Raw genomic sequence first — 26,653 nt, 5'->3', positions numbered from 1 at the left:
TATAATCGGTGATAACCGAAAGTTTCAGCAAGTTGCGTCAGCCAGCCTGGCGCAACTCTTCCTGCATCTCTTCCACTTCCGGAGATTCGTGGAAATCCTCGTTCCGCGGATCCAGCTCGGCCAGTACCGGAGAAGCCTCCGGCATGGCGGGCACAAAGTGCTCCTGATCCTCGACCGGCACATCGTCGGTGTGAGTAATGCGGTAGCTGGTGATTACAGCCAGGACCAGCAGGAAACCGGCATTGCCGTAGAACAGGCCCGACGGCCCCAGCTGGTTGATCAGCTCGGCCATGGCGATGGGCCCGATGACACTGCCAATGCCATAGCTCAGCAGCAGGGTGGCACTGGCGGCCACGATACGGTTGCTGTCCATACGGTCGTTGGCAATAGCCACAGCAATCGGGTACAGGGTGGCAGACAATCCGGTAAACAGCCCCACCAGCAGGGTCAGCAAGGCCAGGTTGCCGGCGCCCAGCACCGCCACACCGCCCGCCGAACTGGCAGCCGCCAGGGCCACCCAGAACATCACGCGACGACGGTCAAAGCGGTCGCACACCCGGCCCAGCGGCCAGGCCAGCAGCATGGCGGCAACAATGGCACTGGCCATAAAGGTGGACGTTTTCGCCACATCCAGCCCCACCAGGGTGGCGTAGACCGGCCCGAGGGCATAGAAGCCACCAATCAGCACCCCGCTGACCAGCGCCCCGGCAACCCCTGAGAAAGATTCCCGGGCCAGCTTGAACACCGACATCCGGGCAGTTTGCTCGATCACCGGGGCTTCCATGCGGGTCAGGGACAGCGGAATCAGGGCCAGGGCCAGTAAAATAGCGGCCAGTGAAAACGGCAGGAAGTTGGCAGGGTCACCCACATTCACGATCAGCTGGCCGCCGGCGGCGGACAGGTAGAACACAATCTGGTACACGGCAAACATGGCGCCGCGATTACTGTTGGTGGCGCGGCTGGAGAACCAGCTTTCGATCACCACCAGAACGCCGGCCACGCTGAAACCGGACAATACCCGCAACACCGCCCAGAACAGGGTGGACACTGCCATCGGATACAACAATGCGGCCACCGCCGCCATCGCCGCAAACACCGCAAACGCACGGATATGGCCCACACGGCCAATAATCTTGTGCACATACAACGTGCCCAGTACAAAGCCGATGGAATAGCACACCAGTACCCAGCCGATCACGTCCGGAGACACCTGCTCGATACTCAGCCGGATACCCAGCAGAGTCATCAGGAAGGCGTTACCGCTGACCAGGAGCACAATGCTCATGATCAAGGCAGACAAAGAAACGACCATTCGGGTCATCGGCAACTCCGGCTGGGAAATCTGGATTGGAATCAATAAAAGATAGCAGCCTTAAAAGTTGCTGCAGACAGGTATTTAACCAGCCACACCAAGCCGGCACCACTAGGCACTTGCCGAAACCGAAGGCGCTGCTGGCGCCCCGTTTGACAATGTTTTACATTAATGGGCCGTAACACACCCCGGTGACGGGAGCGGGTAACATGAATGCCACGCAAATTACTGGATCGTGAGCGCCTGGTTATGAAGAAAACGGACTGGCCCATTCGCTGGGATCTGCTGCTTCGCTATCGACTCATCGAAACCATCGCACTGTGGGAAGGTCGGCTGACCACCAACCACATCTGCCACAGTTTCGGAATCGGCCGGCAGCAGGCTTCCAAAGACATCAATACCTACCTGCGGGAGCTGGCACCGGGCAACCTGGTCTACGACCGGCACCTTAAAGGCTATGTCCCCGCCCGGGATTTCAAACCGGTGGTCACCCATGGCCAGGTCAGCGAATACCATGACCTGCTGGCCCGCCAGCAAAGGCTCGGGGCCACCTTCTCGGAGCTGGATCTGGGCCTGCCCGGCAACACCGTGGTCGTGGAGCCCTGCCGCCACGTTGCGCCGGAAACCATGCGTGCGGTGGTAACCGCAACCCGTTACCGCCGCCAGCTGCGCGCCAGCTATATTTCCCTGAGCCGCCCAGAAGCCGCTGAAAGCCTGCTGGAACCCCATACCCTGGTGTGTACCGGCAATAACTGGCACGTTCGCGCCTGGTGCCATGCCAACCGCGAGTTCCGGGACTTTGCCCTGAGCCGTTTCCAGGGGCACCCGGAAGCCCTGCGCCAGAAAGCCCGGCAAACCGCCGGCCAGGATGACGACTGGCAGCGCATGGTAAGCCTGGAAATTACCCCCGACCAGCGGCTGACCGAAGCCCAGCAGCAGATCATTGCCAATGACTACGGCATGGAACAGGGCAGGCTGCACCTTGAAACCCGCGCCGCCCTGGCATCCTATGTGCTGGCACGCATGGGCATTACGCTGGATAACCTGCACCCGGACCCGCTGGTGCAACAGGTGGAACTGGCCAATCCCGACCAACTCGGCTTTGGCAGCAAACGGGAACGGGCACTCAAAGCGGTTGCCGGTCTCTGCTAGACTGGCCCGGTGACCAAGCCAGAACGAATACCCCTTATCAGCCTGATCCTCGCCGCCCTGCTTCCTGCAGCGGCGGCGGCCTCCTGTGGCGATCCGGCAACCCCCATCCATCGCATCCAGTCTGATGGCACCCGCTCTCCCCTGGCCGGACAAACCGTTACTGTAGAAGGCATAGTTACCCGGGACGCCCGGGAACCCGGAGGCTTCAACGGCTTTTACCTGCAACAGGCCGACCACGAAACCGATAACAACCCCGCCACCTCCGAAGCCCTGTTTATCTACACCCGCAAAAAAACCGGCAAGCCCGGGCAACGGCTGCGGGTGACCGGCACCGTCAAGGAGTTCCACGGGCTGACCGAGCTGGTGGCTGTGCGGAATCTTAAGGTCTGCGGTACCGCGCCACTCCCGGAACCCATTGAGGTCAGACTGCCCTGGCCCGAGGCACCGGAACACCTGGAAAACATGCGCGTGAGGTTCAGCCAGCCCCTGACCATCATCGACCACTACAACCTGGCCCGCTATGGCGAACTCACCCTGGCCAGCTCCGATCAGGTTACGCCCACCGAATACCTGCCCCCGGGCGCCAAAGCCGCTGCCCGAAGCCAACGTAACCAACTCCACCGGGTACTTCTGGACGACGGCAAAAGCCAGCGCCAGCCCAACCCCGTGCCCTGGCTGAACAACCTTGCCGGCGATGCACCCCTGCGCGCCGGCGACCGGGTAACCCGGCTTGAAGGCGTTCTGGATTTCCGGTTCAGCCAGTGGCGCCTGCAACCGTCCGTAATGCCCCGGTTCCAGCGCAACAATCCCCGCCCAGACGCACCACCGGCTCCGGCCCGGAACCATGTCCGGGTCATGGCCCTGAACCTGCAGAACTTCTTTAACGGCAATGGCCGGGGCAACGGCTTCCCGACACCCAGAGGTGCCGAATCCCTTCAGCAACTGGAGGTGCAGGCCTCGCGGCTGCGCAGTGCCATCCTGCAGGCCAAGCCGGACATCCTTGCGGTCAGTGAGCTGGAAAACGACGGTTACGGCCCGGACAGCGCTATCACGCAACTGGCAGAGACGCTCGGAGAACCATGGGCATTCATCAGGACCCCGGGGCAGGACGGCTCCGATGCCATTCGTACCGCACTGCTGTACCGCACAGACCGGGTTGTACCGGCCGGTCAGCCGCACCGGCTGCGCTCCGGTACATTCCGGCACCAGGGCCGTCCGCCACTGGCACAGGCGTTTCGCCCCGCAGCCGGCGGTGATGCTTTACAGGTAGTGGTGCCGCACCTGAAATCCAAATCCTGCCGGCAAGCCTCCGGCCAGGAGACCGACCGGCAAGACGGTCAGGGCTGCTACAGCCATCGCCGCAGCGAAGAAGCCGGGGCGCTGATCCGCTGGCTGGATTCCTTGCCCGCTCCCGCCCGATTCGCCGGCACCCTGATTACCGGCGACCTCAACAGCTATGCCATGGAAACACCGGTTCAGAGATTCCGACAGGCCGGATACCATAGCCAGGTACATCGCTTTTACCCCTGCGGGCCGGAGGCTTGCGCCTACCACAGCTATCGTTACCGGGGTGAGAAGGGCTCGCTCGATTACAGCCTGGCCGACAGGCACTTGCAGCCTCGGGTCCGCCACGCGCAAACCTGGAACATCAATGCCGATGAAGCCCGGGCACTTGCCTACAACCAGCGCTCCGCCCTGTCAGGCCCTCAGCCGTGGCGGGCCTCGGACCACAATCCGGTGATCACCGACATCCATCTGGGCAATAACTGACCCGACCGACCGCCAGCCCAGGCAACCCGGCAATAGCTCCCCGGCCACAGCCCGTTACACTGGGTGCCGGCTTGTTGTTACGAGGTTGTCCCCATGAGAATTCCTGCCCCCAATCTGTGGCCTGCCGCCCGCACCGGCCAGCGCTGGTTACTGCGTGCCCGCCGCAAGGAGGCCCTGGTCGACGGACACCGGCTGGTGTTTCTGGAGCGGGGCCGGCCGACACCGGGCAAACCGACCCTGGTGCTGATTCACGGCTTTGCCGCCATGAAAGAAAACTGGGCCCTGTGGATGCAGATGCTACCCGCAGACTGGCACCTGCTGGTACCGGATGTGCCCGGCCTGGGAGAAAGCCAGTACCGGCCAGACGCCTGCTATCGCTATGAAAGCCAGGCCCGGCGGCTCGGACAATGGCTGTCAGGCTATGCCACCGACAACCTGCACATTGCCGGCAGTTCCATGGGCGGCGCCATTGCCTCGGTGATGGCGCACACGCTCGACCGGCCACCGCGTACCGTCACCCTGCTGAACAGTGCCGGCATACCGGAACAGCCGGATGCCGACCTCAACGCACCGTTCAAAACCGACCGGGATGCCATCCTCATTCCCCGGGACTGGAGCGGGGTCTACCGAATGTTCAACAGCGTCGGCAACGGCAAACCGACCCTGCCGGGCCTGGCCATGACCGGCCTGCTGGGGCCAGACCTGCTGCAGCGCCGGGATTCCCTGCGCCATATTTTCAACGACATGCTGGCAGACCCGCTGGCACCGGCCCGCTATCTGGGAACCGAAACCCCGCCGCTGCAGGTGCAATGGGGCGACAAAGACGTTATCACGCCCACCCGCTGCGTGGACTGGTTCGGAACCGCCACGCCCCATGCCGAGGTACACGTATTCCGGGGTGTGGGCCACCTGCCCATGCTGGAGAAACCCGGCCGCTCGTCCCGGGTACTGGAAGATTTTATTCGCCGGCACAGTCAGTGACAGGGCCGGCATACCGGCAATTGGCCTCTCCGGCCCGTTGACCCGTCACTGGAGTCATGGGGTCGGGCACGGCAAAAGGCCATAATCTGTGACTGACTCCCTTGCATAACAACAACAGACACTGACGAGGAAACCCATGCGCGCCTCCGTTTCTACCGCACAGGACCTGGGTATGCCGGCCATCTACCTGCATACCCTGGCCGAGCTGCTCCGCACCATTGGCGTCGACGAGCGGGATCTGATCCTCCGGGTCGGCCTGGACCCGGCCCGCCTGAACTCCACCGATCTCCGGGTCAGCCAGGCCCAGGCCAGTGAATTTGTTACCCGGGCGATCATCGAAAGCGGCGAACCTGGCCTGGGCATCATGCTGGCGAGGGAACTCCGGTTGCCCCTGCACGGAGCCCTGGGTACTGCGGTGATGAGCAGCCCTACCCTGGAAGAAGCGCTGGAGCTGATGACCCGTTATCTGACACTGCGGGCACCGCACCTGAAAGTAGAAAAGCACCTGAGTGGCCAGAACGCCCGTTACACCGTGTCCTGTGATGTCGAACTGGGGCCGCTGCAGGGCTTTGTGCTGGATGCCGTGCTGTACGGCTGCGTATCCATGGGAGCCCAGCTGACCGGGGCTGCGGTGCCCGGCACCCGGATTCTCCGGCGCGGCCCGGAGCCGAATCATTTCCACCGATTCCGTCGCGTGGTGGGCGTGCCGGTAGAGTATGGCGCCCATGAGGATGCCCTGGTAATTCCCGTCAGCCAGCTGGGACAGCCGGTCCGGTTCAGCAATGAACAGCTGGCAGAGAGCTCGCGGGAACAGTGTGAAGAAGCGCTGAAACAACTCACGGAAGACGCCGGCTTTGCCTGCCGGGTGCGCAGGGTGATCGAAACCAGCCATCCGTTCCCGCCGAAACTGGCCCGGGTGGCCAGTACCCTGTTTGTCTCGGAACGGACACTCAAGCGCCGGCTGCAGGAAGAAGACGCCAGTTTCCAGAACCTGGTCGACCAGGTTCGGCTGGAGCGGGCACAGGACCTGCTCGGCACCACGGGCATGAACCTGAGCCAGATTGCCGATGCCCTGGGCTACGCCGATGCCGCCAACTTTACCCGTGCCTTCAAACGCTGGACCGGCCTGAGCCCGAGCCACTTCCGTGCCCGGGAAACCGGTTTCCGGAAAACCGCCTGAGTCAGTCGATGCCCAGAATCTTGTGCATCTGCAGGGTCAGGCGCCATTGCGGATGGGCCAGGCAGTAATCGGTCGCCTTGCGGGTATTGCTCTGTTTGACCGGATCATTGCCCTGGTCCGGCACCGAGGGCGAAGCCATCGGAGACAAAAAGTAATGCCGGGCCCGGATGCCCAGAAAGCGCTCCGGTGGGGCCAGCGACTGAGGAAAGACCAGCTTCAGTTCATCACACTCGGTAATCACCACCTCGGCGTCCGCCTTGGGGCTCACACACAGCCAGTCGATACCGTCCGGCGCCGGCAGGGTGCCATTGGTTTCCACGCCCACTTCGAAGCCCTCGGCATGGAAGGCTGCAATCAGCGGCTCATCCAGCTGCAACAACGGCTCACCCCCGGTGCACACCACATAGGGTTTGCCAGGCGCGTCCGGCCACAGGCTGCGGATATGGGCCGCCAGCGCCTCGGCGGTTTCAAAGCGGCCGCCGTTCTGGCCATCGGTACCAACAAAGTCGGTATCGCAAAAATTGCACACCGCGGTCGCCCGGTCCTGCTCCCGGCCATTCCACAGATTGCATTTGCTGAACCGGCAGAACACCGCCGCCCGGCCCGCCTGGGCGCCTTCGCCCTGCAAGGTGTAAAAGGCTTCTTTCACCCGGTACATCAGGCATTGTCCTCGTAGGCCAGCGGATCTTCCAGGCCGTGGGCGGCGAACGCTTCCAGCCGCTCGACACAGGAACCGCAACGGCCGCAGGCTTTATCCCGGCCGTTGTAGCAGGTCCAGGTCTGGCTGTAATCCAGGCCAAGCTTCAGGCCTTCAGCCAGGATTTCGCCCTTGTCCATGGCCATGAACGGCGCTTCGATACCCACCGGTTCGTAATTGGCGATGCGGCATACCGCGTCCATCTTCTCCACAAATTCCGGACGGCAGTCGGGATAGATGGCGTGATCGCCGCCGTGGGCGCCATACCAGACAGCCCCCGCGCCCACGGTTACCGCGTAGCCGGTGGCCAGGGACAGCAGAATCATGTTGCGGTTGGGCACCACAGTGGACTTCATGGAGTCTTCTTCATAGTGCCCTTCCGGCACCTCGGCGTCAGAGGTCAGGGAAGAACCGGCCATCACCTCGCTCATGGCGCGGATATCAATCACCTTGTGGGGAATACCCTCGGCCTGGCACACGGCGCGCGCCGCCTCCAGCTCCCGTACATGGCGCTGGCCGTAATTGAACGACAGCGCATGGACCTTCAGACCCCGGGAACGGGCCAGGTGGAGCAGGGTAAACGAGTCCATGCCTCCGGAATAAATAACGACAACAGTGTCAGTCATGGGAATCTCACCACAATAGCAGGGGGTGTGTCACAGGGCGTTCAAAGCTGAGCGGTATTGTAACAGCGCAAACACCGGTTGGGTTCGCGTCAACGCAGGATCGGCGGTAAACTCGGGAGAAAACGACAATGAACCAGAACCGACACCTGATGCAACCGGATTCCTGCCCAGCGTTTATCGACTTCGAGGCCTCCAGCCTTGACCTGATCGCCAGTTACCCGATCGAGGTTGGCCTGTGCCTGCCTGACGGCGCCCTGCACAGCTGGCTGATCCGCCCCAACAGGCAATGGCAGGACTGGTCCGACAGTGCCGAGGCCATTCACGGTATCACCCGCAGCCGGCTGGAGCAGGACGGCCGGCCGGTAGCCGAGGTTGTCGAACAGCTGAACGGGTTGCTGTCAGGGCAGGTGTTCTGTGATGCCTGGACCTTCGACAGCTTCTGGCTGCATCGCCTGTACCGGGCCGCCGGAGAAACACCGGCCTTCCAGCTGGAGTCCATCTCCATGCTGCTCGACCAGACCCAGGTCCGGCACTGGTCCGGCGTGCGCCAGCAGGTGATTGCCGAACTGGGCCTGCCGGTTCACCGGGCCGCCAACGACGCCCTGATCCTGCACCACACCTGGCAAAAACTTACTTGCCGGGGCGAAGCCTCAGTGCAATAACTTCCAGGCCATCCCGGGCTGTATGCAGGGTCCAGTAAGTGGCCAGGGCCATCAGGCTGGCGCCCACAACGGTGAAGCTCAGGTTGTCTCCCACAGACTGCCCCTGGGCGATCACCAGGTAAACGGCAACGGCGGCGAGCAGTGCGATTTCAACGATAAAATCAGAACGGAACTTGTTGCGGGCGGGGGCAGGGTCTTCGGGCATTTTCTTCGGTTTCAACCTCTGTATTCGGTTTAAGTGTACCACTTGATTGGTGTGCAAATTATCGCCAATCCGGCCGGAATTGGCTGTAGGGACTAGTGGCTACGAAGTTTCCGAAGGCGAAAAAAAACGCAGCCCATGGGGCTGCGTAGAAAGGAGAGATCCATCCGATACCTGATACGGAGGCATCGAGGATTGCACAACGTAAAAACACGTGACGGAACAAATTATGGCCCCGAGAGCCCACGGCGTCTGTACGGGTTTGCCGAATGGCGGAGGCTATTGCAAACCGGCCAATTGCCGATACACTGATACCGAACCGAAATCACAGAGCCGATAGGTCCAGAATGATTACCAAGTACACCGTTATTACCACCGCCGGTTGCCAAGCAGGGCAATCCGTGCGCGCCATGGTGAAAGACATCTAACGGCTTTCGGTCAGTCCCGGGAGCCATTGCAGCGACCGGGGCAGCTTCTCTGCCAGACCCCGGTTGCCTCAGGCCCCGGGGTTTTCTGTTTTTGCAGCCGCAAAACGACAAGGAGAAGATCATGAGAAGACATCCGACTACACGGGCAGCCAACCAGCCAATGACCAACCGGCAGGCACCGATCAAACGTCCGGAAAAGCTGCCGCTGCTGGATGCGATTTGCAAGAAACTGAATCAGCGCGTCAACCTGGATGACGAGCAGCGGGTGCTGGGTCTGTACGAGCGTGGCTGGATTTTCAAGGGCGTGCTGAGCAACCTGGACGGCGCCGAGGCCCGCTATGTGCGTGCACTGGCCACCCGTTACAACTCCTGGATTGCCCGCCAGGTGGCCTGAGCCAACGCAGGCTGGACCGGTCAGTGGTGCCGGTTCAGCCCCTGCATCTGCGCCATGTCGCCACCGTGGACCATGGCGTAGTTACTCACCACATCGTGAATTTTTTCCTGGGAATAGGGCTTGACCACGTAGCCGTTGGCGCCGGCACTGATTGCCCGCTGGATACTCTCAATCGAATCATCCGCCGTTACCAGCACGATGTGCTGCTCCTTGCGAACCTCCTTGAAGCGGGTCATCAACTCGTGGCCGTTGCCGTCCGGCAGCCCCAGGTCCAGCAGAATGATCTGGTATTCACTGGCGTCGAACGCTGCCCTGGCCGAAGCCGCATCACTGCATTCCGTCACCAGCGTTGCGCCCGCCTTGTACAGCAGCTGTACCAGCCGCTCGCGCATGACCGGCTCGTCTTCAACCACCAGTACTCTCAGATCCGTCATCCATTCTCTCCTGTTGTGTCCCGTTACTCAGAATGAGTCATTGCCGGTTTTGCGCGGCAGCTCCAGCGGTGCCGGGCCCGGCCGGCCCTGTTCCCGCTCGCCGGCTGGCCGGCTGTCGGCACCCTCGCCGGCTCCGGCCCCTTCCCGCACCAGTATATTGCTGATGCTGACCGCCGTTGTGTACAACGAAATGGCCACAATCAGCAGCACCGGCTGCACAAAGGCCACAAACCCCGGGACTTCGGTATTGCCCACGATACTCAACATCAGAATGATGGACGGCCCCAGCACCACAAACAAGGTCAGGGCAATGAAAAAGACAATGCGCTCCTTGTACCGGCCCAGATCGCGGTTGGTCACCAGCCCCAGCACAAACTTGCCGATGGCCAGGCCTGCCATGATGGTCGCGGCAATGCTCAGGTCCGCCCGCATCAGGGTTTCATAGACATTGCCATTCCACAGCCGCTGCATGGCAATGACAAGAAACGGAAACAGCACAAACAGCACGTCTGCGTAGGTGCCGTACATCATGCTCAGTGAATTGTGTTCCTGGGGGCGATTCTGGTCACTCATGGGTCTGTTCCTGTCGGGTACCGGTGGTTGAAACCAGTGCCTTCAGAGCCTGGTCAATCATATGGTTCAGTTGTTCCAGCCGTTGTGCGATTTCCGGCCAGTCGTATTCACTCTGTCGCAGGCACTGCTCCAGCCTGCCCGCCTGTTCCGTCATCATCGGGTAGCCCATGGCACCGGCCGTACCCTTGATCTGGTGGCTCTCGGTGCGCAGCACGTCAACATTCCGGTCACCCAGGGCCAGCTTCATACGGCGCTGGCGCTCCGCAAGGCCTGACAGGAAGCGGGAAACAAGGTGCGCCAGGTCATCATCAAGGCCTGAGCTGTCCACGGTCTGCGCTCCCAGATAGCGATCCAGCAGGGCCTGCAGGTGGCTCTGGTCGATGGGCTTGTTGAGCACGCCATCACAGCCGGCTGCCAGCAGGGCTTCGTTCTCGGCCTGGTCACCTGCGGTGAAGGCTATCAGGGGCCGGCGGAATCCGGCCTGGCGAAGCAGGCGGGTAGCTTCCACGCCGTCCATTCCCGGCATGTGGCGATCCATCAACACCAGGTGCACGGTATCCGACAGTGCGCGGCGCACGGCTTCATCCCCCGAGGCCACCAGAACCGGGTCCAGGCCCAGGCGCCGGAGCATGCGCTCCACCAGCCGGCGGTTGTCCTCGCTGTCTTCGGCCACCAGAACCCGGCCGGAATAGCTCCTGTCCGTAGCAGTAACCGGCTCCGGGCAGTGGGTCAGGTAGCGGGCCAGCATCTCGTAGAACCGCTGCTTGTCGATCGGCTTGGCCAGGTGCTCGTTACAGCCGGCCATCCGATATTCCGCAATATCCTCGGCCATAACATTAGCCGTAAGGGCAATAATGGGCGTATTGATACCTGCTTCACGAATCGCCTGGGTGGCATCCCGGCCGTTCATGACCGGCATCTGGATATCCATCAGGATCAGGTCGAAGTCTTCGCGCCTTACCCGTTCCAGGGCTTCGGCACCGTTAGCCACATGCACCAGCTCGGCGCCGGTACGGGCCACCAGCAGGGATACCAGCCGCCGGTTCACCTCGTTGTCTTCGGCACACAGGATCCGGCCCGACAACCTCGGTGCCAGCACCATGGCGATGGCCCGGCGGCGCTGGCTGAATTCCGAGGCATCCCGCAGGAAGTGCACCTGCTGCAGGCTGCCGGTGCTGATGGAAACCTCGAATTCGCTGCCCTCGCCGTAGGTACTGGTTACCCGGATATCCCCTCCCAGCAGCTCCGCCAGCCGGCGGGAAATACTCAGCCCCAGCCCGGTGCCACCGTACTGGCGGGAAATGGCGGTGCTGCCCTGGGCGAACGGATCAAACAACCGCTCCAGCTGCTCCGGCTTCATGCCAATACCGGTATCCACCACCCGGGCAATCAGGGTTTCGGCCTCGCGATCACAGCGGATGACCAGGGAGATCGAGCCACTTTCCGTGAATTTCAGCGCATTTGCACACAGATTGATGATAATTTGCCGGTAGCGGGTGGGGTCCGTGCGGATCTGCTCCGGCAGCGGATACTCGCAAACAATGCGGAAATCCAGGCCTTTCTCCCGGGCCCGTGGCTCGAAGAACGCGCGGACTTCATCCAGCAACTCCGGCAGGTTCACCGGCACCACATCCACGTCCAGCTTGTTGGCGTCGATCTTGGAGTGGTCCAGGATATCGTTCACCAGCTCCAGCAGGTGCCGGCCACTGCGTACCACGGTTTCAGCGCTGCTGCGCTTTTCCCGGTCGTCCAGGACCGGGTCCAGCAGGGTTTCGCCGTAACCGATGATCGCCGCCAGCGGCGTCCGGATTTCATGGCTCATGTTGGCCAGGAACTGGCTCTTGGCCTTGGCGGAGTTGCGGGCCAGCTCTTTCTCCAGCCGTTCCTGTTCCCGTTCACGTTCGATCTGCTGGCGCTGGTGGCTTTCGGTGGCATCGATGCAGGTGCCTTCCAGGTGCACTGGCATGCCCTCGGCATCGTAGGCGGTGTGCAAGGAGATGGTCGCCCAGCGCTCCTCGCCCTCACGGGTAAAATACCGGGCTTCGATGCCTTTAACCGTGCCCCGTGCTTCCAGCTGCTCCACCACCAGCCGCCGCAGGCGCTCATCGGCTATGCAGGTTTCCAGCACGTCCGGATTTTCACCCAGCAGTTCACGGCTGCTGTTGTAACCCAGAAGCTCTGCCATGGCCGGGTTGGCGGTCACAAATTTCCGCTCCGGTGACATCTGGAACACGCCTTCGATGGCGTTGTTGAACAGCGACTGGTAACGCCCAAGGTTGGCCAGGGCCCGGCGGTTCCAGGCCATGGCTTCACCCTGCACCTGCTTGATGCGGTCGGCCAGGGCAAAGGAGAACAGGATGATCTGGGCAGTCAGCCCGAACTGCGGGGCGTAGGTGGTAAAGGTATTCAGCGGCAGGTAGCCCATCACCGTCAGGGCATAGATACCAAAGCCGATCAGCGCCATGGTCCAGGCGTAGAAATAAGCCCGGGCGGCCGGGTTGTAGTAACGCCAGGACAGGTAACTGACCACGATCAGGATGATACTGAGCAGGATCGAATCCAGTACGATCCATTCCATCGCCACCGAATAGGGCATAAAAATGGACAGGCCAAAGGTGAGCACCACCGAATACAGGCACAGCCGCAGCACCTGGTCCAGGTCTGGTGAACGCTCACGGGTTTCCAGCAGGGAGCGGGCCATCAGCAGGCCAAAGAACCAGGTCAGGATGATCTGGTAGTGCAGGTAATCCTTGTTCAGCAAGACCGGCCGTTCATCCAGCAACTGCACGCCGTGGACCTGCTCGGTAGAAATAAACACCGCCGCACCCACCAGGTAGAGCACATAGTAGATGTTGCTGCGTTCGCGCACCGACACCGCCACAAACAGGTTGTAGGCCAGGATCGCCAGGATGGCACCGAGCAGCACCCCGCGCACCGCTTCATCGATGGAAACTTTCTCGATGTATTCGTTTGGGTGCCAGAGGGTGATGGGCAGGCGGAAGGTGTTGGTATTGGTGATGCGCAGGAACACCCGCGTGCGGCTGTCAGGAGGCAGCTTCAGCCGGAAAGTGGGGTTGGGCACGGCCAGGTCGCGGTCTTCCCAGTTGTCCTGGTAGCCGGCCTGGCGCTGATCTACCAGCATGCCATCCCGCTCAAGAAACAACTCGACGCTGTCCACCAGCGGTAGCGCCAGCTCCAGTATCCAGTCGGTCTCGCCCTGCAGGGCATGGGTACTCAGGTCAAAGCGGGTCCAGTAGGCAGATTCGGTGTAGCCGAAGTTGAGCACGCCGGATTCATGCTGGGTGAAGGCTTCGGCCTCAAGATATCTGAGCTGATCAATCGACAGGCTCTGGTCCGGATCTTCCAGGTACCGCAAGCATCCGCCCAGGTCACGGATGGCACCGGTGTTCCGGTCAAGCCGGACTTCGCCACTGCGGCAGGCATCCTGGGCCATGGCCGGGGCCGGCAGAATCAGGGCTGCCAGTACAAGAAACAGGACCAGCACCGGAATCCCGGCCTGGGCGAACCGTTGCTGCAAAATGTGATCTCCGCGCGGGTAGCTGCGTGCTTTATCGTTTATTGTCAGCACAGCTCACTTTAGCCGTTCACAACGAATTTCGCACCCCGGGGCCTTCTGAAATGAGACATTCCTGCCTTTTTGTTGCCATATCACTGGCGTTGCTGACCCTGAGTGGGTGCCGTGTGGAGAGCGGTGGGGATTCCACTTCTACGCTCAATCCCGCCACAAATGTAGATCTTCGGTTTTCCACGTTCACCCTGCTCGAACAAACCGATACCGTCCTTTTTGCCGATCTGATCCAGGCTGTAGAACCAGATCCCAACACCCAAAGCACTTTTGATGCAGCGGCGGTAGCAGACAGCATCAGGAATCAGATCGCTTTGTTTGCTGGCCTTACTTACTCCGATGAGCAGCCACCACAAATTGAATCCGCAAGGAATCCTTTAGACATCATAAGGCGTGTCATCGGTGAAAATGCCGTCGAAAACTTTAACGAAGGCCGACAATACATTGTACGAAGGATCAAACAAGGTGAGGCCGGTGAATACAGCAACAGAACAAACCAGGTTCAGATCCGTTTTATCGATGAGTCCGCCCTTAAAGACGGCCAGCCCGAGAACGACTATAACTGGCAGTACCCAATCGTAAAGTGGGTGTATACACCAGAATCTTCCAATCTAGTAACCCGCGTGCTCACATGGGCGTCGTCCGGCTCTTTCCCGCCCGGCTCAACGCGACCCAGTGCCACACTTGCCACCCAATTCCTGCCCGAAGCATTTTCCAGCTCAGGCTATAACGATGGTGCCAGAGTCATTACCGAAGGTAGTGTCGTCATTGAGAATGAGCGGGAAATGGCATTTGCGCGGAGTTATTCCGGTTCGAATACCGACAGCCTGATCATTGATGGAACTGCAATCGGTACCTCAGAAAACACTGAGGGCGGCCCGGAATTCACATTTGCGGGACAGATCGTAGATTGCGTAAAGATTGAGATGGACTACGAGTTGCCAAAAGTCCGTGTTTACACCTCAATAGACCAAACCCCGAGCACAGATGCCTACTGCTCGGAAAAAACCGAACCAGAGTACGAATATGCAACGAAGGAGTCTGGCCTGAGACCCTGAGGGCTACAAATCCCAGTTCTGCAAAAACCCCTTCTTGCGGCTGATCATGCGCTCATAGGTAGAAATCATCAGGGCAGCGTGGGGGGCCTTGGTCATGCGCAGGGTTTCGATACGGCGTTCAAGCCGCTCTACTTCGTTGCACAGCTGTTGCTGGACCTGGGAGCGCATGCTCTCGTGATAGTCCAGTTGCACACGGCGGGGTTCGAGCGGGGATAGCCTTGATTTTGGCATAGGGGTCTCATCCATTGAGTCTTTGGTAACTTCCACATCCTGAAAGTCTTGCGTGAAAAAGTGTGCCGGACTGTCCGACAAAGTTCAATTAAAATGAACAAGCTTTCACTTTTTTTAACACTCCGTTAACCCCGGTGCCCCGGCTCATGCTGCCACCAGCCTGCGGCGATGCTCCGGTAATAACGGAAACTGCTTGCACACAGTATAGACAAACTTCCCCAGCGCGGGTAAATGATGGCCGACTATCGGAAAGCCGGTATTGAGCAGGCTGACCGAAATATCCCGGGCCGGGTCCGCCCAGCAGAACTTGTTGATCAAGCCCACGTGGCCAAAGGCATAGCGGCTTTGCGGCCCCCAGAGCCCCACCGGATTGCCGCCCAGCATCATGCCGGCACTGAAGCGCATGGGCAACATCATGGTACGGTCCACCTGGAGGGATCCGAACTGCTGGATCGCACGCCGGATGGTGAGTTCGCTGCAGATCCGCTGGCCATTCCAGGTGCCGCCATTCAGCATCATCTGAAAGAACCGGCTCATCTCCTCAGCGGTGCCACACAGGTTACCGGCGGGAATCACCGCTTCCTGGAAACGGGGATCATTGGTCACTCGCTCAACGGTACCGATGTCGCCGCCCAGCGCCCGGTTAACAATCCAGGACACCGGAAACCTCGGGGTAGGCCCGGTGGCGTAGTTACTGGCCAGGTCCGGAAGGTGTTCCGCACCAATACCGTAGGTGAACCACTTCATGCCCATGGGCCCACGCAGGTACTTGTCCAGGTAGGCATCGATGCTGTCGCCGGTCACCTTCTCCAGCACCCGCTGCAACACAAAGCCGCCGGTGATGGCGTGGTAAGCCACCTTGGCGCCGTCTACTTCCACCGGCCGGGCGTTACACAGCAATCGCCAGATTTCGTCTTTATCCCACAACACATCAATGGGAGTTTCCCGGGGAATGGCCGGAATGCCGCCCCGGTGGGACAGGATCTGGTGCACGGTTATGGTGCGCTTACCACTGCTGGCAAATTCCGGGCAGTAGTAGGACACCGGGTCCATCAGGTTCACCAGCCCCTGCTCGGCCAGCATATGCATCAGCAAGGCAGTCACTGCCTTGGAGGCAGAGAAAAAGCAGATGGGGGTTTCGGTAGTCATCGGCACCCGGGGCACCGAGCGGGGATCGTGGGGCCCGTTACCCCGGCTATGACCGATGGCGCGATGCAACACCTGTTCACCCCGATAACGCAAAGACAGCTGGATACCGGGATGAACCCCGGTCCGGTACAGGGCTTCCACGCTGCGCCACACGGCTTCCGGAACCTCGGGGGCCAGGTCGACCCGTTCCGGGTGCTCCGAGGCAGTGTCCCGGAAGGTGACCGAGTGCAGGTCCCGGGGAATGGCGCTGAGGTTCAGGGCGCGGCGAGCCAGTGAATGCATATTGTTGCCTTTGTTTTATATCTGAATGGTTTCACTATAGATCAAAGCACATCATCCGGCAGCAACCGGGGTGCAGTTACCGGCGCCCCGTGGTTTAATTCCGGCAAACCGTGATTGCAACAGGAGTCTGCATGACCCCCGGAATTCTCGCCGCCCAACGCGCCAAGGTGGCTTTTACCGTGCATGAGTACGAGCATGACCCGGCCGCCGAAAGCTACGGCAACGAGGCCGTGGAAAAAACCGGCGCCAATCCGGACCAGGTGTTCAAAACCCTGGTTGTCTCGCTGGATGGCAAAGACCTCGCCGTCGCCGTGGTGCCGGTATCCGCCATGCTCAGCCTGAAGCTGATTGCCCGGGCCGCCGGGGCCAAGAAGGCCGCCATGGCCGACAAACAGCTGGTGCAGCGCACTACCGGCTATGTTCTGGGTGGCGTCAGCCCGCTGGGGCAGAAGAAGCGCCTGAAGACGTTTATCGACGACTCGGCCCGCAACTTCGCAACCCTGTTTGTCAGCGCCGGAAAACGGGGACTGGAGATCGAGCTGGCTCCGGAAGACCTGTCCAGGCTCACCGGGGCCACCTTCGCGCCCCTGCAACAGGACTGATCCGGTGAATCACGCCAACGACCTTATCCTGATTGGCGCCACCCTGTTATTGGCCCTGGCGGCCCATGCGGTCGGCCAGAAAGTACATGTGCCCCGGGTCACCCTGTTGCTGTTGCTGGGCGCCCTGGCAGGGCCGGACCTTCTGGACCTGCTGCCGGCCGATGCCAGCCAGAGCTTTCACCTGATTACCCAGCTGACCCTGGCTATGGTGGGCTTTCTGCTGGGCGAGCGGATGTCTGCAAAGGACCTCAAGCAGGGCAAGGAGGCTCTGATTGTCAGCCTGGTGGTCACCTTTGTGACCGCTGCAGCCGTTACCTTCGCTACCTGGTGGGCCACCGGCAACCTGGCGGCAGCGCTTTTGCTGGGCGGCATTTCCACCGCCACGGCGCCGGCCGCCACGCTGGATGTACTGCGGGAATCCGGCGCCAACGGCCCGCTGACCCGGCTGGTGTTCCAGGTGGTGGCCATCGACGACGCCTGGGGCGCCATCCTGTTCAGTATCCTGCTGGTCAGCGCCGGACTGCTGATTGGCAACGGCGATACCCATGGCCCTACGGCCATGTTGCACGGGGTGATGGAGGTCGGAGGCTCGGTACTGCTGGGTATTGTGCTGGGCCTGCCCATGGCGTGGCTGACCGGCCGGCTGCGGCCCGGTGAGCCCATGCTGCTGGAATCCGCCGGCTTTGTGTTTGTAGCCGCGGGGCTGGCCGGCTGGCTCGGCTTGTCTTACCTGCTCACCTGCATGACCCTGGGCGTGGTCGTGGCCAACCTCGCCCGGCACCACGTGCGGCCATTCCGTTCAATCGACGGTATTTCCGAACCCTTCCTGGCACTGTTCTTCTTTATGGCGGGCTACCAGCTGGACTGGCTGGCACTGCCAACACTGGGCGCACTGGGAGTGGCCTACGTGCTGGCCCGGGTGGCAGGGCGCTTTGCCGGTGGCTATCTGGGCAGCGTGCTGGCCGGCTCGGCGCCCGATACCCGTAGCCGCATCGGGGCCTGCCTGATGCCCCAGGCAGGCGTAGCCCTGGGCCTGGCGCTGGTAGCCACCGAACGGCTACCGGAACTGGGTTACATCCTGCCACTGGTCATCGGCGCGACGGTGGTATTCGAGATCATTGGCCCGCCACTGACGCTGATCCAGCTGCGCAAGGCGGGTGAGACCGGCAAGGGCTACCAGGAAGACCCTGATGAGGACGACTAGACAACAAAAAAACCGGAGAGCCAATGGCTGTCCGGTTTTTTTGATCAGGGCCGGGAAACATCCCGGCCTGACACTGAGCCTCAGCTCACAGATGCCTGGGCGTCGACCAGGATCTTGGTCAGCGTTGCGCTGGGCTGCATAACGGCAGACACTTTCTCCGCCGGCGCGTGGTAGTAACCACCGATATCCGCCGGATTGCCCTGTACCACCGTCATTTCTTCCAGGATCTTGTCCTTGTTCTCTTCCAGCTGTGCTGACAGCTTGGCAAAGAACTCTTTCAGTTCCTTGTCCTCATCCTGCTTGGACAGCTCTTCCGCCCAGTAACGGGCCAGGTGGAAGTGGGAACCCCGGTTGTCCAGCTCGCCGGTCACACGGGACGGAGACTGGTTGTTCTCCAGCAGCTTTTCGGTAGCCTTGTCCAGGGTCTGGCCCAGCAGGCGGGCGCGCTGGTTGTTCTGCTTCTCGCCCAGCTCGTCCAGGGACACTGCGGTGGCCAGGAATTCACCCAGGGAATCCCAGCGCAGGTGGTTTTCCTGGATCAGCTGCTGTACGTGCTTGGGTGCGGAACCGCCAGCACCGGTCTCGTACAGACCACCGCCGTTCAGCAGCGGCACGATGGACAGCATCTTGGCGCTGGTGCCCAGCTCCAGGATCGGGAACAGGTCGGTCAGGTAGTCACGCAGCACGTTGCCGGTTACGGAAATGGTATCCAGGCCACGGATCAGGCGCTCCATGGTCCAGCGAATAGCGCGAACCGGAGACATGATGTGGATTTCCAGGCCTTCGGTGTCCAGCTCGGCCAGGTACTTCTCGACCTTCTTGATCAGCTGGGCATCGTGGGCACGCTCGTCGTCCAACCAGAATACCGCCGGCATACCGCTGGAACGTGAACGGTTGACCGCCAGCTTGACCCAGTCGCGGATCGGCAGGTCCTTGGTCTGGCAAGCGCGCCAGATATCGCCTTGCTCAACGTTGTGCTCAGTCAGCACAGTGCCGTCTTCAGCGACAACGCGAACGATACCGTCTTCCTTGATTTCGAAGGTTTTGTCGTGGGAGCCGTACTCTTCCGCCTTCTGGGCCATCAGGCCGACGTTCGGCACAGTACCCATGGTGGTGGGGTCGAACGCGCCGTGGGTCTTACAGAAGTTGATCACTTCCTGGTAGATGGTGGCGTAGGTGGACTCAGGCATAACCGCCTTGGTGTCCTTCAGCTTGCCATCACGGGCCCACATCTTGCCGGAGTTACGGATCATTGCCGGCATGGAGGCGTCTACGATCACGTCGCTCGGTACGTGCAGGTTGGTGATACCTTTAACGGAATCGACCATGGCGATTTCCGGACGGTGCTCGTAGCAGGCGTGCAGGGCTTCCTGGATTTCTTCCTGCTTGGATTCCGGCAGTTGCTTGATCTTCTCAACCACGGAAGACAGGCCGTTGTTCGGGTTTACGCCGATTTCATTGAACAGGTCGCCGTACTTGTCGAACAGCTCCTTGAAGAACACCTTCACCGCGTGACCGAACACGATCGGGTGAGAGATTTTCATCATGGTGGCTTTCACGTGCAGGGAGAACATCACACCGGTCTTTTCGCAGTCTTCGATGGCGCCTTCGAAAAACTTCACCAGTTCCTTCTTGCTCATGAACATGCCGTCGAGCACTTCGCCTTCCAGCAGCGGCAGGTCGGATTTCAGAACGGTTTGCTCACCCTTCTTGTTCTCGAACACGATGCGGGCGTTGGTGGCCTTGTCCAGGGTTACTGACTGCTCGCTGGAGTAGAAGTCGCCACCGCGCATGTGCGCCACGTGGGTACGGGAAGCCGGGCTCCACTCACCCATGGTGTGCGGGAACTTGCGGGCAAAGGCTTTTACCGCAGCCGGTGCACGGCGGTCGGAGTTACCTTCACGCAGTACCGGGTTAACGGCGCTGCCCAGCACTTTGGAGTAACGTGCGTGGATTTCTTTCTCTTCGTCGGTTTCCGGGTTTTCTTTGTACTCGGGAACCTTGTAGCCCTGCTCGTTCAGCTCTTTGATGGCAGCACGCAGCTGGGGAATGGACGCAGAGATGTTCGGCAGCTTGATGATGTTGGCGTCCGGATCCTTGGTGTACTCACCCAATTCAGCCAGGGCATCCGGCACCCGCTGGTCTTCCTCGAGGTAGTCCGGGAAGCCTGCCAGAATACGCGCCGCGAGAGAGATGTCGCTGGTTTCGAAGTCGATACCAGCCGGCTTGGCGAAGGTTTCCAGGATGGGAAGCAGTGACCGGGTAGCGAGGGCGGGTGCCTCGTCGGTCAACGTGTAGACAATCTTGGATTTGGAGTTGCTCATTTTCGTCCTCAGGCTATGGGGTGGGTTCAGGACGGTCATGGCGCATTCGGGCGTCTTGTGAACGTCCGGTTTTGCCAGTGACTGATTCGGAACTTTTGATAGACCTACTAAGATAGCATTTTTTGCGGAATTTTGATTACGATCTTAGTATAAGAACGTACGGATAATGCCTGATCTTCGGTTACAGGCTGATGAAATGGCGGGAATTTACGAAACTTTCTAACATTTACCATCTAAAGCGTCAGCGTGGCAGGAGGAGGGCTTTCCAGAACACGCTCCTTCGGCACATCCCTGTGACGCTTGGGCTCCGCCATCCATGGCTCCGCACAGTTCTGGAAAGCCCTCCCCCTGCCACACCCATACCTTGTTCGGGGCGTCCACCTACTTAAATTTCAAGGAACGATAAGTTCCTTTTGTTAACAAAACCCCTGAAATCTACCTCTGCCATCGCCCCTGTTCTGACCAACTCACTCAGGCAACAGTCCAACCGCAGCCAACCTCTCCCGAATCTGATCCAGCGCTTCCGGGTTACCCAGGGCATCCCGGTTATCGGCTTTGTTCGAGCCGTTGATCAGTCGGGCGACTGCCAGCTCGACCTTCTTGCCGCTGCGGGTGTAGGGGATGTCGGGCACTTCGACGATGTGTTTGGGTACGTGCCTTGGGCTGGCGCCTTCGCGGATTCGGGTTTTCAGGGTTTTGACCAGGTCGTCGGTGACGGTCTGGCCTTCGGCCGGGACGACGAACAGCACCACTTCGACATCGCCATCGATCTGGCGGCCGACCACGAGGCTGTCTTTCACTTCGCTGATGGTTTCGACCTGGCGGTAGATTTCGGCGGTGCCGATTCTTACGCCGCCGGGGTTGAGGGTGGCGTCGGAGCGGCCGTAGATGATGGCGCCGCCGTGTTCGGTGAATTCGATGAAGTCGCCGTGGGCCCATACGCCGGGGAAGGTGTTGAAGTAGGCGTCTTTATAGCGTTCACCGTCCGGGTCCTGCCAGAAGCTGACCGGCATGGACGGCAGCGGCTGGCGGCAGACGAGTTCGCCGCGGCCTTCGCTGACCGGTTGGCCGTCGTCGCCGTAGGCCACTGCATCTACCCCCAGCAAACGGCACTGGATTTCACCTCTTCGTACCGGCAGCAGTGGGGTAGCCCCCACAAAGCAGCCGCAGATGTCGGTGCCGCCGGCAATGGAGCCCAGCAGCGCGTTGGGGGCGCCGTCGGTATAGATCCAGTCGTAGTCTTCCGGCAACAGCGGCGAGCCGGTGGAGAACACCACCCGCAGTGCGCTCTGGTCCAGGGTTTTCGCCGGTTGTAGTTCGGCTTTGCGGCAGCCGGCAATGAAGCGGGCGCTGGTGCCGTAGTGGGTGACTCGTTCGCTGGCCACGGTTTCCCAGAGGAAGTTCAGGCTCGGGTATCCCGGGGAGCCGTCGACGGTGATCACGGCGGCGCCGGTCATCAGGGCGGAGGCCTGCCAGTTCCACATCATCCAGCCGCAGGTGGTGAAGTACAGGAAGCGGTCGTCCGGGCCAACGTCGCCGTGGAGCATCAGTTCCTTGGCGTGGTTGACCAGCAAGCCGGCGGTGCCGTGCACAATGCACTTGGGTTTGCCGGTGGTGCCGGAGGAATAAAGGATGTACACCGGATGGTCCGGGTCCACCGGGGTGAACGAGGGCGCCTGGCCTTCGCACGCTTTCAGGGCCTCATCCCAGGTAGTGACCAATTCGCCGGGAATTGGCGCTTCGTCCGGCAGTTGGGCAATGCTGACCACAGTCTTGAGGGACGGCAGGCTGGCGATCAGTTCCGCGAAGTCGTCCTGGCGGGCGAACACTTTGCCGCCATAACCGTAGCCATTCACCACAATCAGCGCCGACGGTTCAATCTGGCCGAAGCGGTCGTTGATGGCGCCGATGCCGAAGTCCGGGGAGGCAGAACTCCAGATGGCCCCCAGGCTGGTGGCTGCCAACATGCCCACCAGGGCTTCGTACCCGTTGGTGACCACGCCGGCCACGCGGTCGCCCTTCTGGATGCCTTTACTGCGCAGGAAGGCTTCCAGGGCGCCAGTGTCGGCTTTCAGTTCGGCGTAGGTTTTGCGCAATACCGGGCGGGTTTCGCAGTAGGCCACCACGGCTTCTTTGTCGGCATGGTCGCCATCAGCCAGCCGCAGCAGGTTGGCGGCGAAGTTCAGCTTCATGCCCGGGAACCATTCCGCGCCGGGCATTTCACGGTTGCCAAGCACCCGTTTGGCCGGTGTCTCGCAGACCAGGCCACAGTAATCCCAGACCTTCTGCCAGAAGGTGTCCAGCTCGGTGATCGACCACTGGTGCAGGGCGTGGTAATCGGCAAAGGGCCCAAAGCCCTGCTGTTCCAGCCAGGCCTTGAACTGGCCCATGCGGGAACGAGTGAGAGTGTCCTGGTCCGGTGTCCAGACCACCGGTGTTTGTACTGTGTTGCTCATCCGTTTCTCCGGATTGTTGTTAGTGTTCAGCTATAGCGGGCACTTCTAGCCAAGACGCACAAAGGGTAGCAAGGAAAATCCCAGAATCACGACAATCGCCACCAGCGCCGCCAGAAAGGTCGCCGGTCGTTTGCGGAACTGGTACCAAAGCCCTGTTTCTCCCCGTTCGCAGCGACTCTGGTATTGCTCACGCTGGCTTTCCAGCCGCTGCGCCTGGTACTCATCCAGTAACGCCCGGGCCCGGGCAGCTTCGTCGTCATCATGGGCCCAGAAGCCGCCCATGCTGATGCCCCAGCGGCTGGGCGGAGTTTCGTAGTAGCGCACCTCGTGTTCTTCAAACAGGGCGCGGATTTCCTCGGCCTCGTCATCGGGTACGTTACGCAGGTTCATCAGGTGGTGGGGCATGGGTTTCCCGGCTGGCTTCGTTAGTGTTATTGGCTATATCCTAGCAGGAAAGCCAATCCGACCGAATTCATCAGGACACTGCATGAGCCACAACCCCCTTCGTCTGCTGCTGGATTTTGATGATCGCATCCAGCGGGACAGGGACCAGGCCCCCGCCTTTCTGCACCGCCGGGACCGGCGCTTTGCCCTGGACTGCCAGCAACAGGGCCAAAGCCCGGATGCCGCCCTGTGGCTGGAACAGATGGAACGCCTGAGCGGCCCCGGTAACGCACGCCAGGCAGGCAGGGCGGTGCAGCAGCGCTGGCGGCGGATTAACGGCGGCTTTGCAGCGGCGGGGGCGGTGTTCGGCGTGCTTACCATGGGCGGCCTGCTGTTTTACGATGGCGGCCAGCGCATCAATGTCACGATGATCATCGCGTTCGTGTTACTGCAGCTTTTGCTGGCACTGGCCACCACCGTGCAATCGCTGGCCGGATGGCAACCCTGGAGCTGGCTGCAACGGCGCCTGCAAGCACAGCCTCCCGGAACAACCCTGGCGCAATTGCAACCGGCGCTGATGGCCCGGGCCGCCCACACCGGTGGCAGCCTGTTTGCCCTGACTGGCCTGCTGACCTTGCTGGTGATGCTGGTGGTTCAGGACCTGGCCTTCGGCTGGAGCACCACGCTCAACACCGCCGCCCAGAGCTACCACAGCCTGATCCATGCCATTGCCAACCCTTGGAGCTGGCTGTGGCCTGCCGCAGAACCTTCCCGGGAACTGGTGGAAGCCACCCGTTTCTTCCGCGCCTCACCGGGCAGTACCGGCACCGATCCGGTTCAATGGGGGCAATGGTGGCCCTTCGTGGTGATGCTGTGGTTGACCTGGGTACTGCTGCCCCGCCTGCTTCTGCTGGCACTCAGCCAGTGGTTGCTGGCCCGGAAGGCGGAGCGCTTGCTGCAACGTCATCCCGGCATGCAGGCCCTGATGTACCGCATGGAAACTCCGACCCTGGACACCGGCAACCAGCACAACGATGCCAACGATTTGCCCGATACCCGCACCCGGGGCAGGCCCGGGCAGCTGCAGGACAGCCAGTACATTATCTGCTGGGCCGGAGCGGGGGAGCCGGAACTGCCGCAAGCATTGCTGGCGCAGGACAGCCGGGTACTCAAAGCCGGTGGCCGGGCGTCCCTGGCGGAAGATGACGGGGTACTGGAGAGCCTGGCTGAACAACTGGCCGGGGAGCGGGCTCCTTCTGTTGTGCTGGTTACCCGCAGCTGGGAACCGCCGACCGGGGAACTCCATGACTTCCTGGACCAGGCCCGGGCGCGCTGGCCGGATGGCACCACCCTGACCATTCTGCCACTGGCGCCCGATGCCAACCGGGAACCGGCGGAACACCTGGTCCAGCCCTGGCTGCGCTTCACCGAACGCCTGCCCGCCGGGTTTGCCAATGTTGCCCTGCTACCGGCGCTGCCGGATAACCCGTATCACACCGGGAGTACCGCATGATGAACCAGAAACCGGTGTTTGCGGTGGTGGGCCACCCCAACAAGGGCAAATCCAGCGTGGTGGCCACCCTGTCCCAGAACGACGCCATCGCCATTGCCCTGGAACCGGGCACCACCCGGGCCGGGCAAGCCTACCCGCTGACCGTCGACGGCCAGGAACTGTACACCCTGGTGGATACTCCCGGCTTCCAGCGCCCCCGAAGGGTATTGCAATGGCTGGAAGCCCACAGCCTGTCGGCCTCGGACCACCCGGAAACCGTGCGCGCCTTCGTGTTGCAGCATAGGGGCGACGACCGCTTTGTGGATGAATGCGAACTGCTGGCACCGATCACCGAAGGGGCCGGCATTATCTACGTGGTGGACGGCTCCGTACCCTACAGCACCGAACACGAAGCGGAGATGACCATTTTGCGCTGGACCGGGCGCCCCAGCCTGGCCCTGATCAACAGCATCGGCGACGACGATTACAGCGACACCTGGCAATCTGCCCTTGGCCAGTTCTTCCAGGTTGTCCGCAAGTTCGACGCCGTACGCGCCCCGTTCGAACAACATCTGAGCCTGTTGCGGGCCTTTGGCCAACTGGAGCCGGACTGGGAACAGCCCCTGGAACAGGCCACTCACCTGCTGTCAGAACAACGTCGCCAGCGCCGGCAACAGGCGGCCCAGCTGATCGCCCGGGCACTGGAAGACCTGATGTCCTGGCAGGAAAAGCGCACCCTGACCCTGGACCAGATTGCCGGCACCAGCGATGCCACCCTGGCCGAAACCCTCCGGGAACGCTGGTATCAACGTCAGCGTAAACGGGAGCAAACCCTGCGGGTGAGCATCGAACACCTGTACCAGCACCAGCGCATACAGCGGCAGGAAGCGGAACTGGAGTGGGCCAGCCAGCATGACCTGTTCTCGGAAGACACCCGCCAGCACTGGGCCGTCAGCAAGAAGTACCTGGCCGGCGCCGGCTTTGGTGCCGGGGCCGTGGGCGGTGCCGGCCTGGACGCCCTGACCCTGGGCTCGTCCCTGGGTGCCGGCGCTCTAATAGGTGGTGTACTGGGGGCAGCGGGCAGTTATTTTTACGGAGACAGACTGGTACTGCCGGCCCTGAACATCGGCCCCATAAAAGACGGCCTGAAAACCGCCAGTTTTGGCCCTGTACAGGACAGCCAGTTCGGCTATGTTGTTTTAGGTCGGGCCGTGGACCACTGGTGGCACATCAGCCATCGCAACCACGCCGGCCGGGATTTACTGGAACTGGAACCGGCGGATCACCACTGGCTGGAACAGCTCGGCAAAGCCAGCCGAAGGGAGATCCAGAAAGCCTTCGACCGGTGCCGCAAACAGCGCTCCCTGAGCCATTCCCAGCGGCAGGACCTGGCCTCCGCCATCGAGCAGGCCATGGCGGTTTATGATGACTGGCGGTTGAACCGGGCCTGACAGACATGTTTATACTGTATGGC

At 61.2% G+C, this 26,653-nt stretch carries 23 protein-coding genes; 11 read left to right on the top strand and 12 right to left on the bottom strand.

What is annotated here, in order from left to right; all coding sequences use genetic code 11:
• Window positions 1–37: 37 nt before the first annotated feature.
• Complete coding sequence (locus tag Q668_RS15215) at window positions 38–1,321, bottom strand: MFS transporter (RefSeq protein WP_036220224.1); 1,284 nt, start codon at window positions 1,319–1,321, stop codon at window positions 38–40.
• A 240-nt stretch (window positions 1,322–1,561) separates the two neighbouring features.
• Here Q668_RS15215 and Q668_RS15210 point away from each other — a divergent pair, with 240 nt between their 5' ends.
• The 4 genes from Q668_RS15210 to Q668_RS15195 all read left to right on the top strand — a co-directional run bounded on the left by Q668_RS15210 (window position 1,562) and on the right by Q668_RS15195 (window position 6,395).
• Window positions 1,562–2,464, top strand: coding sequence for a helix-turn-helix transcriptional regulator (locus tag Q668_RS15210; protein ID WP_152521800.1), 903 nt, complete (start codon window positions 1,562–1,564; stop codon window positions 2,462–2,464).
• A 9-nt stretch (window positions 2,465–2,473) separates the two neighbouring features.
• Window positions 2,474–4,234 carry an ExeM/NucH family extracellular endonuclease gene (locus Q668_RS15205; RefSeq protein ID WP_022990488.1) on the top strand — a complete coding sequence of 587 codons (1,761 nt, stop codon included), beginning with the start codon at window positions 2,474–2,476 and terminating at the stop codon, window positions 4,232–4,234.
• Between the two features lie 93 nt (window positions 4,235–4,327).
• Entirely contained in the window at window positions 4,328–5,215 is an 888-nt protein-coding gene (locus Q668_RS15200) for an alpha/beta fold hydrolase (RefSeq protein ID WP_022990487.1), read from the top strand.
• Window positions 5,216–5,351: 136 nt separating this feature from the next.
• Window positions 5,352–6,395, top strand: a complete 1,044-nt coding sequence (locus tag Q668_RS15195) for an AraC family transcriptional regulator (protein WP_022990486.1) — start codon at window positions 5,352–5,354, stop codon at window positions 6,393–6,395.
• A 1-nt stretch (window position 6,396) separates the two neighbouring features.
• Here Q668_RS15195 and queE read toward each other — a convergent pair whose 3' ends face one another.
• Window positions 6,397–7,053 (bottom strand): 7-carboxy-7-deazaguanine synthase, encoded by a 657-nt coding sequence (gene queE / locus Q668_RS15190; RefSeq protein ID WP_022990485.1) that lies wholly within the window; start codon window positions 7,051–7,053, stop codon window positions 6,397–6,399.
• Window positions 7,053–7,718, bottom strand: a complete 666-nt coding sequence (gene queC, locus Q668_RS15185; protein ID WP_036220221.1) for a 7-cyano-7-deazaguanine synthase QueC — start codon at window positions 7,716–7,718, stop codon at window positions 7,053–7,055. Before queC ends, queE begins: the two co-directional genes overlap by 1 nt.
• A gap of 149 nt (window positions 7,719–7,867) precedes the next feature.
• Between queC and Q668_RS15180 the strand changes: the two genes are divergently transcribed.
• On the top strand, window positions 7,868–8,380 hold the full coding sequence (locus tag Q668_RS15180; protein ID WP_036220267.1) for a hypothetical protein: 513 nt from the start codon (window positions 7,868–7,870) through the stop codon (window positions 8,378–8,380).
• On the opposite strand, the gene Q668_RS15175 is transcribed toward Q668_RS15180, so the two are convergent.
• On the bottom strand, window positions 8,349–8,585 hold the full coding sequence (locus Q668_RS15175; RefSeq protein WP_036220219.1) for a hypothetical protein: 237 nt from the start codon (window positions 8,583–8,585) through the stop codon (window positions 8,349–8,351). The two genes, Q668_RS15180 and Q668_RS15175, sit on opposite strands and share 32 nt — an antisense overlap.
• Before the next feature lie 546 nt (window positions 8,586–9,131).
• On the opposite strand from Q668_RS15175, the gene Q668_RS15170 reads away from it, so the two are divergent.
• The gene (locus Q668_RS15170) at window positions 9,132–9,404 is read left to right on the top strand and encodes a hypothetical protein (protein WP_036220218.1); all 273 of its coding nucleotides are present in this window, start codon (window positions 9,132–9,134) and stop codon (window positions 9,402–9,404) included.
• A 20-nt stretch (window positions 9,405–9,424) separates the two neighbouring features.
• On the opposite strand, the gene Q668_RS15165 is transcribed toward Q668_RS15170, so the two are convergent.
• From Q668_RS15165 to Q668_RS15155, 3 genes are read right to left on the bottom strand one after another with little or no spacing between them, the layout of a single operon-like run.
• Window positions 9,425–9,838 (bottom strand): response regulator, encoded by a 414-nt coding sequence (locus Q668_RS15165; protein ID WP_022990481.1) that lies wholly within the window; start codon window positions 9,836–9,838, stop codon window positions 9,425–9,427.
• 27 nt (window positions 9,839–9,865) lie between these two features.
• Window positions 9,866–10,411 (bottom strand): hypothetical protein, encoded by a 546-nt coding sequence (locus tag Q668_RS15160; protein ID WP_022990480.1) that lies wholly within the window; start codon window positions 10,409–10,411, stop codon window positions 9,866–9,868.
• Window positions 10,404–13,949 (bottom strand): response regulator, encoded by a 3,546-nt coding sequence (locus tag Q668_RS15155; protein WP_022990479.1) that lies wholly within the window; start codon window positions 13,947–13,949, stop codon window positions 10,404–10,406. The genes Q668_RS15160 and Q668_RS15155 overlap by 8 nt, the downstream gene beginning before the upstream one ends.
• Window positions 13,950–13,975: 26 nt before the next feature.
• Here Q668_RS15155 and Q668_RS16645 point away from each other — a divergent pair, with 26 nt between their 5' ends.
• Window positions 13,976–15,055 (top strand): hypothetical protein, encoded by a 1,080-nt coding sequence (locus tag Q668_RS16645; RefSeq protein WP_152521799.1) that lies wholly within the window; start codon window positions 13,976–13,978, stop codon window positions 15,053–15,055.
• A gap of 3 nt (window positions 15,056–15,058) precedes the next feature.
• Here the strand turns inward: Q668_RS16645 and Q668_RS15145 are convergent, their stop codons facing one another.
• Complete coding sequence (locus tag Q668_RS15145; protein WP_094624546.1) at window positions 15,059–15,286, bottom strand: hypothetical protein; 228 nt, start codon at window positions 15,284–15,286, stop codon at window positions 15,059–15,061.
• A gap of 144 nt (window positions 15,287–15,430) precedes the next feature.
• A complete protein-coding gene (locus Q668_RS15140) occupies window positions 15,431–16,717 on the bottom strand; it encodes an EstA family serine hydrolase (RefSeq protein ID WP_022990476.1) in 1,287 nt (428 codons plus the stop codon).
• A 131-nt stretch (window positions 16,718–16,848) separates the two neighbouring features.
• On the opposite strand from Q668_RS15140, the gene ybaK reads away from it, so the two are divergent.
• Window positions 16,849–17,319, top strand: coding sequence for a Cys-tRNA(Pro) deacylase (ybaK, locus tag Q668_RS15135; protein WP_022990475.1), 471 nt, complete (start codon window positions 16,849–16,851; stop codon window positions 17,317–17,319).
• 4 nt (window positions 17,320–17,323) lie between these two features.
• The gene (locus Q668_RS15130) at window positions 17,324–18,523 is read left to right on the top strand and encodes a cation:proton antiporter (RefSeq protein ID WP_022990474.1); all 1,200 of its coding nucleotides are present in this window, start codon (window positions 17,324–17,326) and stop codon (window positions 18,521–18,523) included.
• Between the two features lie 80 nt (window positions 18,524–18,603).
• Here the strand turns inward: Q668_RS15130 and Q668_RS15125 are convergent, their stop codons facing one another.
• From Q668_RS15125 to Q668_RS15115, 3 genes are all read right to left on the bottom strand, one after another.
• A complete protein-coding gene (locus Q668_RS15125) occupies window positions 18,604–20,847 on the bottom strand; it encodes an NADP-dependent isocitrate dehydrogenase (RefSeq protein WP_022990473.1) in 2,244 nt (747 codons plus the stop codon).
• A gap of 467 nt (window positions 20,848–21,314) precedes the next feature.
• On the bottom strand, window positions 21,315–23,303 hold the full coding sequence (locus tag Q668_RS15120; RefSeq protein WP_022990472.1) for an acetoacetate--CoA ligase: 1,989 nt from the start codon (window positions 23,301–23,303) through the stop codon (window positions 21,315–21,317).
• 45 nt (window positions 23,304–23,348) lie between these two features.
• A complete protein-coding gene (locus Q668_RS15115; protein ID WP_022990471.1) occupies window positions 23,349–23,708 on the bottom strand; it encodes a DUF6164 family protein in 360 nt (119 codons plus the stop codon).
• Between the two features lie 82 nt (window positions 23,709–23,790).
• Here Q668_RS15115 and Q668_RS15110 point away from each other — a divergent pair, with 82 nt between their 5' ends.
• Together Q668_RS15110 and Q668_RS15105 are read left to right on the top strand one after the other, a co-directional pair.
• Entirely contained in the window at window positions 23,791–25,200 is a 1,410-nt protein-coding gene (locus Q668_RS15110; RefSeq protein WP_022990470.1) for a DUF2868 domain-containing protein, read from the top strand.
• On the top strand, window positions 25,200–26,630 hold the full coding sequence (locus Q668_RS15105) for a GTPase/DUF3482 domain-containing protein (RefSeq protein ID WP_036220261.1): 1,431 nt from the start codon (window positions 25,200–25,202) through the stop codon (window positions 26,628–26,630). The genes Q668_RS15110 and Q668_RS15105 overlap by 1 nt, the downstream gene beginning before the upstream one ends.
• Window positions 26,631–26,653 lie beyond the last annotated feature (23 nt).

Origin of the sequence: Marinobacter sp. ES-1, assembly GCF_000475255.1 — a bacterium.
Classification (GTDB): domain Bacteria; phylum Pseudomonadota; class Gammaproteobacteria; order Pseudomonadales; family Oleiphilaceae; genus Marinobacter; species Marinobacter vinifirmus.
Note: the sequence above shows the minus strand (reverse complement) of the source record. Positions and strands in the feature narration are given on the sequence as shown.